The sequence below is a fragment of the Nitriliruptor alkaliphilus DSM 45188 genome, from assembly GCF_000969705.1.
GTDB classification, from domain to species: domain Bacteria; phylum Actinomycetota; class Nitriliruptoria; order Nitriliruptorales; family Nitriliruptoraceae; genus Nitriliruptor; species Nitriliruptor alkaliphilus.
The window spans coordinates 5385680-5401404 of sequence record NZ_KQ033901.1 but is presented as its reverse complement, the minus strand read 5'-3'; the positions used below and the strand labels follow the sequence as shown (position 1 = coordinate 5401404).

Annotated in this window: 19 protein-coding genes; all 19 read left to right on the top strand. The window is 70.7% G+C overall.

Going from position 1 to position 15725, the window contains the following annotated elements:
• Positions 1 to 228: 228 nt before the first annotated feature.
• The 19 genes from NITAL_RS25230 to NITAL_RS25140 all read left to right on the top strand — a co-directional run bounded on the left by NITAL_RS25230 (position 229) and on the right by NITAL_RS25140 (position 15404).
• A complete protein-coding gene (locus tag NITAL_RS25230; RefSeq protein WP_052668992.1) occupies positions 229 to 1056 on the top strand; it encodes a hypothetical protein in 828 nt (275 codons plus the stop codon).
• Complete coding sequence (cpaB, locus tag NITAL_RS25225; RefSeq protein WP_052668991.1) at positions 1053 to 1769, top strand: Flp pilus assembly protein CpaB; 717 nt, start codon at positions 1053 to 1055, stop codon at positions 1767 to 1769. Before NITAL_RS25230 ends, cpaB begins: the two co-directional genes overlap by 4 nt.
• A 1-nt stretch (position 1770) precedes the next feature.
• A complete protein-coding gene (locus tag NITAL_RS25220) occupies positions 1771 to 3342 on the top strand; it encodes a CpaE/TadZ family protein (RefSeq protein WP_052668990.1) in 1572 nt (523 codons plus the stop codon).
• Entirely contained in the window at positions 3339 to 3704 is a 366-nt protein-coding gene (locus NITAL_RS25215) for a TadE/TadG family type IV pilus assembly protein (RefSeq protein WP_052668989.1), read from the top strand. The genes NITAL_RS25220 and NITAL_RS25215 overlap by 4 nt, the downstream gene beginning before the upstream one ends.
• 19 nt (positions 3705 to 3723) lie before the next feature.
• Complete coding sequence (locus NITAL_RS25210; protein ID WP_052668988.1) at positions 3724 to 5079, top strand: TadA family conjugal transfer-associated ATPase; 1356 nt, start codon at positions 3724 to 3726, stop codon at positions 5077 to 5079.
• Entirely contained in the window at positions 5076 to 6002 is a 927-nt protein-coding gene (locus tag NITAL_RS25205; RefSeq protein WP_052668987.1) for a type II secretion system F family protein, read from the top strand. The genes NITAL_RS25210 and NITAL_RS25205 overlap by 4 nt, the downstream gene beginning before the upstream one ends.
• A gap of 9 nt (positions 6003 to 6011) precedes the next feature.
• Entirely contained in the window at positions 6012 to 6899 is an 888-nt protein-coding gene (locus NITAL_RS25200; protein ID WP_052668986.1) for a type II secretion system F family protein, read from the top strand.
• Entirely contained in the window at positions 6896 to 8095 is a 1200-nt protein-coding gene (locus NITAL_RS25195) for a sensor histidine kinase (RefSeq protein ID WP_052668985.1), read from the top strand. Before NITAL_RS25200 ends, NITAL_RS25195 begins: the two co-directional genes overlap by 4 nt.
• The gene (locus tag NITAL_RS25190) at positions 8092 to 8733 is read left to right on the top strand and encodes a LuxR C-terminal-related transcriptional regulator (RefSeq protein WP_052668984.1); all 642 of its coding nucleotides are present in this window, start codon (positions 8092 to 8094) and stop codon (positions 8731 to 8733) included. Before NITAL_RS25195 ends, NITAL_RS25190 begins: the two co-directional genes overlap by 4 nt.
• Before the next feature lie 162 nt (positions 8734 to 8895).
• Positions 8896 to 9153, top strand: coding sequence for a Flp family type IVb pilin (locus NITAL_RS25185; protein ID WP_052668983.1), 258 nt, complete (start codon positions 8896 to 8898; stop codon positions 9151 to 9153).
• A gap of 118 nt (positions 9154 to 9271) precedes the next feature.
• Positions 9272 to 10297 (top strand): M15 family metallopeptidase, encoded by a 1026-nt coding sequence (locus tag NITAL_RS25180; RefSeq protein WP_157042088.1) that lies wholly within the window; start codon positions 9272 to 9274, stop codon positions 10295 to 10297.
• A gap of 79 nt (positions 10298 to 10376) precedes the next feature.
• Complete coding sequence (locus NITAL_RS25175; protein ID WP_157042087.1) at positions 10377 to 11003, top strand: hypothetical protein; 627 nt, start codon at positions 10377 to 10379, stop codon at positions 11001 to 11003.
• Positions 11000 to 11632, top strand: coding sequence for an OmpA family protein (locus NITAL_RS25170; RefSeq protein WP_052668980.1), 633 nt, complete (start codon positions 11000 to 11002; stop codon positions 11630 to 11632). The genes NITAL_RS25175 and NITAL_RS25170 overlap by 4 nt, the downstream gene beginning before the upstream one ends.
• A 5-nt stretch (positions 11633 to 11637) precedes the next feature.
• Positions 11638 to 11979, top strand: coding sequence for a DUF192 domain-containing protein (locus NITAL_RS25165; RefSeq protein ID WP_211262674.1), 342 nt, complete (start codon positions 11638 to 11640; stop codon positions 11977 to 11979).
• 104 nt (positions 11980 to 12083) lie between these two features.
• Complete coding sequence (locus NITAL_RS25160; protein ID WP_052668978.1) at positions 12084 to 12542, top strand: YbhB/YbcL family Raf kinase inhibitor-like protein; 459 nt, start codon at positions 12084 to 12086, stop codon at positions 12540 to 12542.
• 134 nt (positions 12543 to 12676) lie between these two features.
• Complete coding sequence (locus NITAL_RS25155; protein WP_052668977.1) at positions 12677 to 13336, top strand: hypothetical protein; 660 nt, start codon at positions 12677 to 12679, stop codon at positions 13334 to 13336.
• Positions 13336 to 13962: a hypothetical protein gene (locus NITAL_RS25150; RefSeq protein ID WP_157042086.1), complete on the top strand. Its 627-nt coding sequence runs from the start codon at positions 13336 to 13338 to the stop codon at positions 13960 to 13962. The genes NITAL_RS25155 and NITAL_RS25150 overlap by 1 nt, the downstream gene beginning before the upstream one ends.
• Positions 13963 to 14018: 56 nt before the next feature.
• A complete protein-coding gene (locus tag NITAL_RS25145) occupies positions 14019 to 14684 on the top strand; it encodes an OmpA family protein (protein WP_052668975.1) in 666 nt (221 codons plus the stop codon).
• Between the two features lie 60 nt (positions 14685 to 14744).
• Positions 14745 to 15404: a hypothetical protein gene (locus NITAL_RS25140; protein WP_052668974.1), complete on the top strand. Its 660-nt coding sequence runs from the start codon at positions 14745 to 14747 to the stop codon at positions 15402 to 15404.
• The last annotated feature ends 321 nt before the right edge of the window (positions 15405 to 15725 follow it).

Here is a 15725-nt window from a genome sequence, read left to right as displayed (position 1 = left end):
GGTCCCCCGCCTCAGCCACCCTGCGCTGGGGGACCCAGACGCCTAGGTCCCCGCCCGTCACCTCACGCCCGTCCGGACGTTGACCTTGTGGAGCCGAGTGCGCAGGCAGGCTAGTCTCCTGCGCCGGACGCGGCGTCACCGCCGCGTCACGCAGCGTGCACGTCCCGGGGGAAGTCGGCGCGGTCCCCGTGGATGCCGTTGGAAGCCGACAGGAATGGGGGCGGGGTCGTGACGGTGGTCTGTGGGTCGGGCTTCGGGCTCCCGCCTGCCATCCTCGGGGTCAGCGCACCCATGGTGATCCCGCAGGCGCCGGGTCCCGCGGCGCTGCTCGATGCCGTTCGTCCCCCCCTCGACGCGGGTGAGACGGTCATCGCCCTCCACCCCGTCTGGCAGCCCGACCCCTGGCACCACGACCTCCAGGTCGTGCGGTCGATCCTCCAGACCGACGCGCTGATCGCGGTCCCGGTCGACCTCCCGCCGCTGGCCGGCGCCATCCTCGGTGGCCTGCTCGCCCAGGCGGGCGCGGCGCGCGAACCCGCCGCGACCATCGCGGCGGTCGAGCAGTTGACCTCCAAGCTGACGTCCATCGGCTGGCTCGGCACGGTGTCCGGGTTGTCCCACCTGCCCGTGTCGCTCCAGCTCCACACCCGGTCGGTGGTGCCGGGCTCGGCGTTCGTGGCGGTGGCGACCGGCGCCGAGCGTCGGGTCGTGCCGACGTCACGCCGCAAGCCGGCTCTCCCGCTCCCCCTCCCCGACCAGAGCAAGCGCATCACCCTCGCCGCCGGCGACAAGGGCGACCTCGAAGCGGTCCGGCAGGCGTTGACTGCCGCCGGGTGGTGGGGCGGGACCACCGAGGTGGCGACCACGGCCCTCGGCACCACCTGGTGGGGCACCGACCGCCACGTGGAGGTGGTCGTGCACCCGGCGACGGCGGCCGCTGCTTCGGCCAGCCTCGGTCCCGTGGTCGAGGGCGAGGCGTGCGGCCGCTGCGGCCAACGCACCCCGACCGACCCTTGCTCGTTCTGTCGTCACAAGACCGCCGGAGCTGTCGCGTGAACCCTCGTCAACGTCGTGGCGCCCTCCTCACCGGTGTCTCCGTCCTGATGGCCCTCGGCCTCGTGGTCGGGGTCGCCAACTACGTGGGGGCGGTGCAGGAGCAGCTCGGTCCGACCCAGTCAGTGCTCATCCTGACCTCGGACATCGCACCGCTCGACCCGATCCCCGGGAACGCGGTGGAGGTCGCCGAGGTCCCCCAGCGGTACGTGCCGAGCGGCGCGCTGCGCTCGGTGGACGAGCTCGGCGGGTTCGTGGCGGCGACGGCCCTGCCCACCGGCACGATGCTGCAGAACGGGTCGGTCCGGAACCCGCCACAGATCGAGACCGATGAGCGCGAGGTCGCCATCCTCGTCAGCCCCGAGACCGGGGTGGGCGGCAAGATCCAGGCCGGTGACATCGTCGACATCTACGCCACGTTCCCCCCCAGCGGTCAGGAGGCGGCGCGAGCCGAACTGGTGCTGCAGGCCGTGCCCGTCGTCGAGATCGCCCCAGCGGTTCAGACCTCCTCCGAGGACGCGGGGTTCGCCACGGAGGCGGCCGTGCCCGTGACCTTCGCGCTGTCGGCCGACGACGTGCTCATCCTGGCGTACGCCGAGAGCTTCGCCACCGAGGTCCGCCTCGGGCTGCGTCGTGCGACCGACACCGGGGAACTGCCCGCTGAACGCCGGCGTTACCAGCCGCCGGGCGGCACCACCGCCGAGCTGGGGGACTGACGTGGCCGATCAGGTCCTCCTCGCCATCCCCGAGGGCGCCGCTCACGTCACGGGCCAGGCCACCGCCATCATCGACGAGTCCGAGACGCTCGAGTTCACGGGCCAGCGGACCAACGCCCGCGACCTGTTCTCGGCGCTGGACCAGGCGACCGTCGACGTCGTCGTGCTGCACGAGGACTTCGAGGGCAGCGCCGACCTCCAGCTCGCAGCGGACCTCAACCGCCGCTACCCGGATGTCTCGGTCGTGCTCCTCGCCACCGACCACACCCCCGAGCTGCTCCGCGCCGCGATGTTCGCGGGTGTCCGCGCCCTGGTGCCGCTGCCGCTGCAGCTCGAGGAACTCGTCGGCGCGCTGACGAGCGCGGCAGAGTGGGCCGCCACCGTCCGCGATCGCATGCGCGACGCCGGTGACGGCCGCAGCCGCAACGCGGGCAGCCTCCTCGTGCTGGCGGGCTCGAAGGGTGGGGTCGGGACCACGACGCTGAGCGTCCTGTTGAGCCAACACCTGGCGGCCACCGAGCCCTCGCGGTCGGTGTGCCTGGTGGACCTCGACCTGCAGACCGGCGACGTGCGAGCCATGCTCGACCTCAACCACCGCCGCTCGATCACCGACCTGGTCGCGGTCGCCGACGAACTCACCACCCGTCACTTCGACGAGGCGCTCATCCGGCATGCCAGCGGGGTGCAGGTCCTCCTGCCGCCCGTCGACGGCGAACTCGGTGAGGACGTCGACACGACCGCCGCTCGCCGCATCCTGGCTGCGCTCCGGGCCAGGTTCGACCTCGTGATCGTCGACCTCGGCACCACCATGACCGAGGCATCCGCAGCCGCGGTCGAGATGGCTGACCGCGCCATCATCGTCGCCCAGCCCGAGGTGCCCTCCCTCCGCGGCGCCAACCGGCTCCTCGCCCTGTGGCAACGGCTCGCCATCCGCGACGGCGAGGTCCACGTCGTCGTCAACCGTACGTCCCGCGATCACGAGATCCAGCCCGACCTCGTCGACCGCGTGCTCAAGGCGCCGACCCTCCGCACCAGCGTCCCCGCGCGCTTCCGTGACCTCGAGGCGGCGGTCAACACCGGCGATCCCGGGCGGATCGAGGGCGTCATCCCGGCGGCCATCGGCAAGCTCGGCGATGAACTCGACCTGTTCAACCAGCGACCACGGGAGAACGAGCGGGACGAGGACGAACCGGATCTCGCCGATCGTGTCACTCGGGGCCAGGCCGGCCAGGTCCTGGTCGACTTCGTGGCGTTCCTGCCCATCCTCGCGGTGGTCCTGCTGGTCGCGTGGCAGCTGGTGCTGTTCGGCTGGGCCCAGATCATCGTCAACAACTCCTCACGGGAGGCTGCCCGCCAGCTCGCGGTGTCCGCGCAGAGCGATGGCAACGGTGACGGCGTCTACGACGACGTCTACGCGGTCGCCCGGGACCGGGTCCCGGGCCCCTGGCGTGGGTCCCTCGTGGTCAGGCAGAGCTCCGACCGGGTGCAGGTCCGCGTCGACGTGCCCGTGCTGCGGCCCGGTTTCGGTCGCATCGGATCGGTCAGATCGACGTCAGGGACGGTGATCGAATGAGGCGACTCCGCGCACGTCTGCACGACCGTGACGGTTCCGCGCTGGTCGAGACCATCACGATGCTGCCCGTGCTCGTCCTGGCCGCGTTCATCGCCATCCAGCTCCAACTGTTCGTGAGCACCGCCAGCGATGCCGAGAACGCCGCCCGCAGCGCGAGCCGTGCCGTCCGGAACGGTGATGACGCCTTCGCCGCCGCGCGCAACGCCCTCTCCGGCGCGCCCCGAGCGAGCCTGTCCCCGAGCGACGTCCGGGTGCACGGCGAACGTGTGACCGTCCGCCTCGAGGTGCCCATCGTCGTGCAGTCGATCCGGCCGGGTGTCCTCGACGTCACGCGCAGCGCCCAGCTGCCGCGTCGCAGCTGAGGCAGACAGGAGCCGAGCCGTGGGACTCAAGAGCCGGCGCGAAGCGCAAGGTCTCCGCGTCGCCGACATCGGTGGCAGCGCGGACGATGCGGTGGCGCGTTTCCGCCACAAGCTGCTCGAGGAGGCCGACCTCGAGCAGCTCTCGCAGCTCGATGCCGGTCAGCTGCGCATCCGGCTCGAACGCATCGCCGGCAACCTCCTGACCCGAGAGGGCCCGGTCATCACCCAGGACGAGCGGACGGCCCTCATCCGCTCGATCGTCGACGAGATGCTCGGGCTCGGCGTGCTCGAACCGCTGCTCGCCGACGAGGACGTGACCGAGATCATGGTCAACGGCATCGACGACGTCTGGGTCGAACGGCGAGGACGGCTCGAGCGGGTCGAGGACCGGCGCTTCACCTCCGAAGGGCAGCTGTACCAGACCATCGAGCGCATCGTCGCCGGCGTGAACCGCCGTGTCGACGAGTCGTCGCCGATGGTCGACGCCCGCCTGCCCACCGGTGAACGCGTCAACATCATCATCCCGCCGCTGGCCCTCAAGGGGCCTTCGATCACGATCCGGCGCTTCCCGACGCCCTACCGGATGAGCCAGCTGGTCGACAACGACACCCTCTCCCCCGAGACCGCCGAGCTCCTGGACGCGCTCGTCCGCGCGAAGCTCAACATCGTGGTCTCCGGCGGGACCGGTACCGGGAAGACCACGTTCCTCAACGCGCTGTCGGCCGCCATCCCCAACGACGAGCGCATCGTCACCATCGAGGATGCCGCCGAGCTCCAGCTCCAGCAGCCCCACGTGGTGATCCTCGAGGCGCGCCCGCCCAACGTCGAGGGCAAGGGGCAGATCAGCATCCGCGACCTGGTCCGCAACAGCCTCCGCATGCGTCCCGACCGCATCATCGTCGGCGAGGTCCGCGGCCAGGAGACCCTGGACATGCTCCAGGCGATGAACACCGGTCACGAGGGCTCGCTCGTCACCGTGCACGCGAACTCACCACGGCACGCGGTCATGCGCCTCGAGACGCTGGCCTCCATGTCGGAGCTGAACATCTCGTTCGAGGCGCTCCGCGACCAGATCAACGGCGCGATCGAGGCCATCGTGCACCTCGATCGCTACCCGGACGGGACCCGTCGTGTCTCGCAGGTCGCGGTGATCACCTCCGAGCACTGGGAGCGCATCCGCCTCACCAGCGTGGCCGAGTTCGTACCCGATGCCTCGATCGGGGATGGGTCCGTGACGGGTCGGCACGTGCACTACGGGCTGCCGCCGGCGCTGCGGCTCCGGCTCCAGCGTGACGGTGCACGTATCCCCGACGCCTTCGACCGCGACCTCGATGTCGAACAGCACACCGCCGTGGTCATCGAGGACTCACCGTGACCCCCGGGATGCTCCTGCTGCTCGCTCTCACCCTGGGAGCGGTGCTGACCTTCGCGATCCTGCAGTTCTGGGCCGAGTGGGAGGAGCGGCGTTCGCTCGCCCAACGCACGGCCTTGACCCGTGTGGAGGCCCGCGCGAGCCGCCGCAGCTACAAGCTCGACGCGTGGCTCCAACGCACCCGGCTCGGGGATCGCGTGGGTCAGGAACTCGCTGCCGCTGGCCTCACCTGGACCGTGCTGAACGCCACCATCGCCGTCATCGGCGCGATGGCCGTCGGGGCGCTGCTGTTCGAAGCACTCGCGCCGACCTGGACCGCCGTCATCGGAGCCTGGGCCGGCTACCGGGCCGTCGTCGCGCTGTTGCACCGCCAACGCGGCAAACGCCGCGACCGTTTCGTGACGCAGCTGCCCGAGATCGCACGCACCATCTCGAACGCGGCCGCTGCTGGCCGCTCGCTGCCGTCCGCCATCGGTCTGGCCGCACGTGAGCTCGAGGATCCGGCAGCCAGCGAGCTCAGCCTCGTCGCCGAGGAGCTGCGCATCGGTCAACCGCTCGAGCGCGCCCTCGAGCGCATGCGTGCCCGTCTGCCCAGCCGTGAGATCGGCGTGCTCGTCACGACGCTGCTGATCCAGCAGAAGGCCGGCGGCGACCTCGTCCGTGTCCTGCGCGACATGTCCTCGACGCTCGAGAAGCGCAAGGATCTGCGGGGCGAGATCCACACGCTGATGGCTGGCGCGGTCTACACCGGCTACGTGGTCGTGCTGCTCGGGTTCGGGTCCGTCCTGCTGATCAACATGATGAGCCCCGGGGCGCTCGACGAGATCCTCTCGAGCTGGATCGGCCGTCTCGTGGTGCTCGTGGCCGTGCTGCTGTACGTCGTCGGGATCACGCTCGTGCGCCGACTCCAAGCCATCGACGTCTAGGAGGACGGCGTGCTCGCTCCGCTGGTTGCCGTGGGTCTGGCTGCGTCGTTCGCGCTGGCCTTCGTCGGGGTCCGCATGATGCGCAGCCCGGTCGGCTGGGACCGCTTCGACGGCGCCCTCCTCGACACGGATCCCGGCCGGCGCCGCGACGAGCGTCCGAGCCCGATCGGGCACCTCGCGCGTCGGCTCGAGCCGTTCGCGCTGTCACTCGCCGGCGATCACTGGGTGTCCCACTACCGCCGCAAGCTGCAGGCGGCCGGCCGCCCCGAGAACCTCACCGTCCGCGCGTTCCTCGGCCGCAAAGCCGCCTTCACCGCCGTCTTCGGGTCGGCCGGCCTGCTGTTCCTGCTGCAGGGCAACCCCTTCATCGGCCTCCTCCTCGTCACGATCGGGTTCTTCGTCCAGGACCTGTGGCTGCGCGGCGCCGTGCGGAAGCGCCAGGATCGCCTGACCCGCGACCTGCCCGACTTCCTCGACGTGCTGTCGATCACCGTCGATGCCGGCCTCGGATTCGTCTCCGCGTTCAGCCGCGTCGCCGACGCCTTCGAGGGTCCGCTCGGTGAGGAGATCGAGACCACGCTCCAGCAGATGGCGCTCGGCATGCCACGACGCGATGCACTCGACGGCCTGCGCCGCCGGAACGAGTCCGAGATCCTCGACGCGTTCGTGACCGCGCTGCTCCAGGCGGAGGAACTCGGTGCACCCCTGACCAAGACCCTCCGTTCGCTGGCCGACGACCTGCGCGAGACCTGGCACCAGGAGGCCAGACGGGAGGCGTCGAAGGCCGTACCGAAGGTGTCGATGATCGTCGCCTTCACCTTCGTCCCCGCGTCGATCATGGTCATCGTGGCGGCCATGGTCGTGTCCTCCGGCCTCGGGTCCGAGCAGTTCCTGTGAGCGGCTCCGCCGAAGCCGTGATCCCGGTCGCCTCCGGGCCGACCGGGGCCGAACGCACCCTCGGTCCGCTGGTCCGGCTGCTCCTCAACGCCCGTCTGATCGCGCTGCTCCTGGTGATGCTCGCGCTGCCCCCTGAGCGCACCGATCTCGCGCTCGGGTCGGCCGCGCTGATGGCGACCTCCGGGGTCGCTCCGGTGCTGCTGTGGCCCCGCTTCGGCGGGACGCTGCTGCGCTACCCCGCCTGGACCAGCCTCGACCTGCTCGTCGGTGTCGGCGTCCTCCTGATGGTCGGCAGCGCCGGACCGTTCCCGCTCTACGCCGTCTCGACGGCCGCGCTGGTGGCGGCGCTCTACGGCCGCCGGGGTGGTCTGCTCCTGACCACACCCCTCGTGATCGCGGCGTTCGTCGGTGCCGCGGCCGACACCGTCTCCGCGGCGGTCTTCCTCCTGCCGCTCGCCCTGATCGGCACGGCGCTGTTCAGCGGCGAGCTGCGCCGGCTACTGCTCGAGCGTGACGAGGCCCTCCAGAGCGCCCGCCACAGCCTGGTCCGGGCTGCGACCGCCGAGGAACGCGCGCGCCTGTCCCGCGAACTGCACGACTCGGTCGCCAAGACCCTCCACGGCATCGCGATGTCCGCCGCCGCGCTCCCCCGCCTCGCCGAACGCGATCCCGCGCTCGCCGCTGCGGAGGCGGACCGGCTACGCCACGCCGCGGACCAGGCCAGCGGCGAGACCCGCCAACTGCTCAAGGGGCTGCGGGTCGACGACCTCGCACTGCCGCTCGGTGCCAGCATCGAACGGGCTGCCCGCTCCTGGAGCTCCGAGCACGGTGTGCCCGTGGAGGTGGACGTCGAGGTCGACGCAGAACCCGCGGCCGAGGTCCGCTACGAGCTGTTTCAGATCGCCCGCGAGGCGCTGCGCAACGTCGCCGCGCACGCCGAGGCGTCACAGGTCCGGGTCGAACTCACCCAACAGGACGAGGGTCTGCTGCTTCGCATCGAGGACGACGGCATCGGGTTCCGGCCCCCACCGCTCGAGGATCTGGCGCGGGCGGGGCACATCGGTGTGGTGGGCCTGCACGAACGTGCCGCGACCATCGGCGGGTCGACCGAGCTGCGGTCCGAGGTCGGAGCCGGGACCCGCATCGAGGTCCGCACGCCGATGCGGCCCACCAACACCCCCGGAGGCGCCGCGTGATCCGTGTCCTGCTCGCCGACGACAACGCCGTGATCCGGGGTGGACTGGTCGCCCTGCTGGCCACGCTCGACGACGTGGAGGTCGTCGGTCAGGCCAGCACGGGCGCCCAGGCGATCGACCTCGTCAAGCTGCTCGGACCCGACGTGGTGCTCCTGGACGTGCGCATGCCCGTGCTGGACGGCGTCGCGGCCGCCGCCACGATCGCCCGCACCACCCGGGTGCTGATGCTGACCTACTCCGACGAACCCGAGATCGTCACGGCGGCGATCCGCGCCGGCGCGTCGGGGTACCTCGTCCACGGCACGTTCGATCCCGACACGCTCGGTGACGCGATCCGAACCGTCCACGACGGCGGGTCGCTCCTGTCGGCGTCGGCGACCCCGTCGGTCTTCGCCGCGCTCCGGTCCGCCCCGACGCACGCGGGGACGGGTGACGGGTTCGGTCTGACCGACCGCGAGCGCGAGATCATGGAGCTGGTCGCCAGAGGCCGCAGCAACAGCGACATCGCCGAGCAGCTCTACGTCTCGCCGAAGACGGTCAAGAACCACATCAACCACATCTACGCCAAGCTCCAGGTGACCTCCCGTGTCGAGGCGGTCGCCACCTGGCTCGGCCTCGACGAGGAGGCCGGCGCATGACGGCCGCCACCGGCCGACAGGGGGCCCAGACCGTTGGGCCCCACCCGCCCGCAGGGTTGGGTCCCGGGGCTCTCCTCGCCCCCCCACCACCCCACGTAGCTTCTCCTCAACGGACGCGGGGCACGACCCGCCCGGGGAACCCACACAAGAGGAGCAGCCAAGATGCGTACCGCGATCGACCAGCTCGACCAGATGACCACCCGCCTGTACATCGAGGGCGGCTCGGGCCTCCGCAGCCTCAAGCACCGGGTGATGTCCGACGAGGAGGGCCAGGGCACCGCCGAGTACGTGGCGGTCATCGTCCTCATCGCCGCGGTGATCACCGCGGTGGCGACCAACAGCGGCACCATCGCGAGCTCGATCCGAAGCGCGATCAACGCCGCCTTCAAGAACGTGCAGGACACCGTCACCGACGCCTGACCACGGCGGACTCACGGGGGGCCAGGCGGGACGACCACGGTCGTCCCGCCTCGCCGCGTGTCCCGTCCCTCCGACCGCTCGGCTCCCCCAGCACGACGAACCGCGGAGCGAACCCGTGATGCTGCGATCCACGTACCGACGCCACGCCGACGAGTCCGGCCAGGCCTTCCCGATCCTGCTCGTCGCGATCATCGGCATCCTCGCGACGGGGGCGGTCCTCATGCAGGGCGGGCGACTCACCGAGCTGCGGGCTTCAGCGGTCACGTCCGCCGACGCCGCCGCCCTCGCCGGAGCGGACGCCGTCGCCGATCGCTTCGAGCGTGACATCGTGACCTACATCCACTTCATGATCCACCGTCAGGTCCCGCCATCGGTCGTCTCCGCTGCTCGTGCGGCAGCCGCCGACTACGCGCAGCGCAACGGCGCGACGCTGGTGTCGCCCGCAACGGTGCGTCGCGTCGACGCCCGGACCATCGCGGTCGACGTCGTGACCCGCACCGACCGGCGACTCGGCCGCCCCGCCACCAACGACGCCATGGCCGACACGCGCGGCAGCGCTCGGGCCACCGCCGTCATCGAGTTCACCGGCTTCCGCGGTCCTGGCGGAGGTGGGCCACAGTGCCTGACTGGCGCCGAGGTCCAGGCGCTCATCGACCGCCACAGCATCGATCCGGCCCCCACGTCGTCCGGCCTCACCTCCTGCAGCGTCGACGTGCGTGGCCTGCAGGAGGTCATGCACGTCGCGATCCTGCGGATCGAGGGCGAGTACGGCCGGCTCACGATCACCAGCGGGTACCGCTCGATGGAGCAACAGGCCGCGATGTACGCCGCCTGGCTCGTCGACCCCAACCCCCCGTACCCGGTCGCGCCGCCGGGCGCGTCGATGCACAACTACGGGTTGGCGTTCGACGTGCCCGAATCCCAGGGCATCTCGGTGTACAACTTCATCGGGCGTAGCCGCCTCGAGAACGAGTTCAACCTCTGCTGGGGCGGCAACTGGGCCGGGTCCAGCTACGACCCCGTCCACTTCGAGTACTGCCCGAACGGCGTCCGTCTCGGCGCGCTCGGCCTCTCGCCCGAGATGCTGGCCAGCGTCGGCGTGGTCGTCGACGATCCGAAGCTCGTCGATCCGAGGCGTCTGTGATGGCGTCACGTCCGGTCGACACGTCGGGAGCGACGACCACGGTAGTAGGCTCCCGGACTTCCAACGGAGGGTGTTCACGGTGACGATGCGACACGCGATGGCACTGGCTGCGGCTGCTGCGCTCGGGCTAGCCGGCTGTTCGTCCGACGACGGCCCCGAACCGGACCCACCCGTCACCGACGACGCGGGCGATGATGGCGCGGACGTCGATGGCGCGGACGTCGATGGCGCGGACGACACCGGCGACACCGGCGACGACAATGGTGAGGCTGGCCAGACCGCCGAGGATCGTCTCGGCGAGGTCGCCATCGATCAGAGCCAGACCCACCCCAACGGTGTCGAGCTCACCATCCACAGCCTCCGCGTCGAGCCGAACGCGATCTTCCTGGACATCGAGGCGTTCAACGGGGCATCGTTCGAGATCCTGTTGGCCGCCTTCGACCAGATCCTGCTCACCGACGACACCGGCCGCAGCTACCGCTTCGAGCCGCCCGAGGGCAACGAGGGCCTCGCGATCGAGCAGACCGGCACCCTCGAGGGCGCCCTCGCCTTCATCGGCAGGCTCGCACCGGAGGCGAGCACGGTGACCGTGCAGTTCAACCACGACAACGACGGTGAGCCGCTCCAGCCCGCGGACGCCGACAACCCGAACTTGGCCGACGCGCCGTCGTTCGAGTTCGCCGACCTTCCCCTCCCGAACTCGTGAGACCTCCGCACCGCCTGGCCGCCACCGTCGCCGCGATCGCGGTCGTCCTGACCGCCTGCGGCGGTGGTGGCGATCCTGACGATGGTCCGACGGCCACACCGACCGCCGCGCCGACCTCCTCGCCGACCAGCGAGGCGACCACCGGGACCGGTTCCAACCCGGGGTCGAGCATCACGACCGATCCCGGCGAGGACATCCGCTCGGAGGTCGAGGTCCGCGTCGGCGAGATCATCTCCGAGTACGAGGGCATCGAGACCGGCGAGGGAACCCAGCTGTCGGTCGATGCCGACGTGCTGTTCGCCTTCGACCAGGCCACGTTGCTACCCGAAGCCGAGGCGCGTCTCGACGACATCGTCGAGGTCCTCGAGTTCTACGACGGCGCACCGGTGGAGATCGTCGGCCACACCGACTCCGACGGCGCCGCCGAGTACAACCAGCGGCTGTCCGAACGACGCGCTCAGGCCGTGGCCACCTACCTCACCGACGCCGGTGTGGACGCCAGCCGGTTCACCGTCGAGGGCCGTGGGGAGAGCGACCCGGTCGCACCCAACGACTCCGACGCGAACAAGCAGCGCAACCGCCGCGTCGAGATCCTGGTCGTCGGCGTCGCACCACCCGACGCGGACTGAGGCCGGTGGCCGGTCTCGCACGTCTGCTGGTCGAGGGGCGTGACGTCGCGCCCGTGGAGGTCTGCGACACGGCGCGCACACGGTCCAAGGGGCTGCTCGGACGTGATGGGCTCGAGGGGGCGATGCTCATCTCGCCGGCCAAGCAGGTCCACACCTTCCGGATGCGGTTCGCGATCGACGTCGCGTTCCTGGACCGCGACGGGCGCGTCCTGCGGACCCGGTCGCTGCCACCCGGTCGGCTCAGCCCGGTCGTGCTCCGCTCCCGCGCCATCCTCGAGGCCGAAGCCGGCGCCTTCGAACGCTGGGGGGTGGTCGACGGGGCCACCGTGACCGCCGAGCCGGCCTGAGCGCGACGCAGCGACCTGCGTCCCTGCCCGGTCGTACGGGGTGCCGGTGCGAGGTCTGCCTAGCGTCGGGACCGACCGACACCCGTGACGACCAGGAGCACCCCGTGGGCCTGAACATCCAGGACCTCGCCATCACCAGCTCGCAGTTCCAGAGCGGTGACCGGCTGACCGACGCGAACGCCAACGATCGCGACAACGTCGCGCCCGAGCTGACCATCAGCGGGGTGCCCTCCGACGCGGTCGAGCTCGCGCTGATCTGCCACGACCCCGACGCACCGCTGCCGTTCGGGTTCACCCACTGGACCCTGTACAACATCCCCACCGACACCACCACCATCGGTATCGACGCTGACGAGCGGTTCAACCCCGGCCCGAACGGCTTCGGCACCCAGGGCTACGGCGGCCCGCAGCCACCGGACGGGCACGGCCCCCACCACTACTACTTCTGGGTGTACGCGCTGAGCCGGACGGTGGATGGCAAGCCCGACCGCGAGACCTTCCTGCGCGAGTACGGCGACGCGATCATCGAGCAGAACCGCATCGTCGGCGTCTACGAACGCTGACCCCAGCCGTGCTGCGGCCGTCGATGTGGCGGCCGTAGCCGCACCACCCCGTCGTGTGTCCACACCCCTGCGCGCACCGACGTGCGCGCCGACCGGCGTCCTGCCTAGGATGCCGGCCGAACGGGGGTGACGACATGATCAAGCAGCGTGCGTTCCTGGCCGCCGGGGTCCTGATCAGCTCGGTCCTGGTCGGTTGCGGGTCGGACGATGACGCACGTGGCGGCTCCGACGATCAGGTCGAGGCTGACGTCGAAGCGACGGACGCCGATGGCCAGGATCAGGGCGACGGGGCGGCCGACGACGGCGCGGGCGCTGATGGCCTGGACAACGACGGCACCGACGACGACAGCGATGGAGACGTCGTCGCCGACCGGCTCGGTGAGGTCAGCATCGACCAGACCCAGAGCCACCCGAACGGTGTCGAGGTCACCGTCCACAGCCTCCGGGTCGAGCAGGACGCGATCTTCGTGGACATCGAGGCGTTCAACGGCGCGCCGTTCGAGGTCCTGCTCGCCGCGCTCGACCTGGCCACCGTCGTCGACGACACCGGCCGCGAGTACCGGTACGAGCCGCCCGAGGACAACGAGGCGCTCGAGATCGAGCCGAACGGCACCCTCGAGGGGTCGATCGCGTTCATCGGCCGGGTCGGCCCCGACGCCTCGTCGGTGACCCTGCGCTTCAACTACAGCAAGCAGGGCGAGGCGCTCCAGCCAGCCGACGCGCAGAACGCCGATTTCGCCGACGCGCCCTCGTTCGAGTTCGCCGACCTGCCCCTCCCCGGAGGTGACGCGTGATGCGACACACCCAGCGAACCGTCGCGCTCGCCATCGCGGCCTCCCTCGCACTCAGCGGGTGCCGCGCGGACGACGACCAGCCCACCGACGACCGCGCGGATCAGCAGGCCGACGACGACGTCGATGCAACGGACGCCGACGGTCGAGACCCCGACGCCGACGACGGCAGTCCTGCTGACGTGGACGCTGACGACGGCGGCGACGCGAGCCCGCTGGGCGAGGTCACGATCGACCAGACCCAGACCCACCCGAACGGCGTCGAGCTCACGATCCGAGCGATCCGGGTCGAGCAGAACGCGATCTTCCTGGACATCGAGGCGTTCAACGGCGCCCCGTTCGACATCCTGCTGACCCCGTTCGAACTCGCGAGCATCGTCGACGACACCGGCAAGCGGTACCGGTACGAGCCGCCCGAGGACAACGACGCCTTGCTGATCGAGCCGAGCGGCACCCTCGAGGGCTCGATCGCGTTCATCGGCCGGGTCGGGACCGACGCGTCCTCGGTGACCGTGCAGTTCAACCACGACCAGGACGGCGAACCCCGCAGCCCCGCCGACCGGGACAACGCGGACTTCTCCGACGCGCCGTCGTTCGAGTTCGCCGACCTGCCCCTCCCCGGCGCCTGACGCCGGCCCGCCAGCCCAAGACCTAGGCTCCACCTACACGTACACGGGGATGGAAGATGCGCCACGAACGTGCCTCGACGGCCCTCCTGCTCGTCGGCTCGCTGCTCCTCGGTGCCTGCACCGGCGACGACGATGCCAACGACGGCTCGGCCGCGCCGGATCAGACCTTGGACGAGACCGCAGGTGAGCAGCCACTCGACACGCCCGACCTCGACGAGGACGACGGTGACGACGAGGGTGGTGGCGGCGGGCTGAGTTCGTCGGTGACGGTGACCGAGGGCGAAGGGCTGGAGTCCTCGGTCGAGGTCCGGGTCGGTGAGACCATCTCCTCCTACGACGGGGTGGTGACCTCCGAGGGCACCGAGCTGTCGATCCCCTCGCAGGTGCTGTTCGCGGTCGACGAGTCCACACTGCTGCCCGAGGCCGAAGCGCGGCTGGACGACATCGTCGAGGTCCTCGAGTTCTACCCCGACGCGCCGGTCGAGATCGTGGGGCACACCGACTCCGACGGTGCCGCCGACTACAACCAGGACCTCTCCGAACGTCGCGCGCAGGCGGTGGCCGACTACGTCACCGCTGCCGGTGTCGATGCGAGCCGGCTCACCGTCGTAGGACGTGGCGAGACCGACCCGGTCGCCACCAACAACACCGCCGAGGGCAAGCAACAGAACCGGCGCGTGGAGATCCTCATCCGTGGGGTCGAACCGCCCGAGACCGACTGACCTGCCGGCCGGCCACCGCTGCTTCGAAGCGGCGACCGACCCTGCCCCGGAGTGAGCTGCATGAGATCGATCCAACGGACCCTGGCGATCGCCGCGGTCGCCAGCCTGGTGCTCGGCGCGTGCACCAGTGACGATGGCAACGGCAACGACCCCACCGACGGCGACGACCCTTCGGCCGCAGCGGCCGACGGTGAGGCCGGCGACGGCGACGGCGACGAGCCTGCCGTCGATGGGACCGAGGACGCCGGCGAGGACGACACCGGCAACGGAGAGGACGAGCCGGAGGGTCCGACGTCGATCGACCTCGACGAGAGCATCGAGCACCCCAACGGCAGCACGATGACCTTGACCGGCCTCGAGATCGAGGACAACGGCATCTTCGTCTCGTTCGAGCTGTACAACGGGCACCGTCAGACCGTGACCCTCGCCCTGTACGGCGAGGACGACCGGGTGCAGCAGTTCGTCCAACTGATCGACGACACCGGACGCAGCTACGCCTACCAGGCGTCGAGCGACAACCCCCAGCTCGAACTCGACCCGAACAGCGACATGTCCGCACGCATCGGCTTCCTCGGCCGCCTCCCCGCCGACGCCACCAGCGTCACGCTCCGGTTCAACTACAACCTGAACCTCAACCGGCCTGTCGATGGTCCGTCCCAGGCCCCGAACTCCCTGTACCCGACGTTCGTCTTCGAGGGCCTGCCGCTGCCGGGCCGCTGAGCACGGCGGCGCGCGCTGGCGACCGTCGACGGTGCGCCGCAGCAGGCGTTCCTGTGGACGAGCGGTGCACAACCGCGGGCTTCCCTGTGGGCCACCTGTGAGTTGCCTGTGAGTTGCCGTCAGGCTCTGGACACCTGTTGGAGCCGTGCGTAGCGTGTGCCTCGCCGGTCGGGATGCGACTGCGAGACAAGCTCGATCGGCCGCCACGGGAGCCGGTGCAGGACCCCGTGACGAGGTGGAGGACCGTGCCTGGTCCACCGCGAAGGGACGCCGACCTCCGGGTCGGAGGACCGGAGCGGAGGATCGCCAGGGACGAGCCAC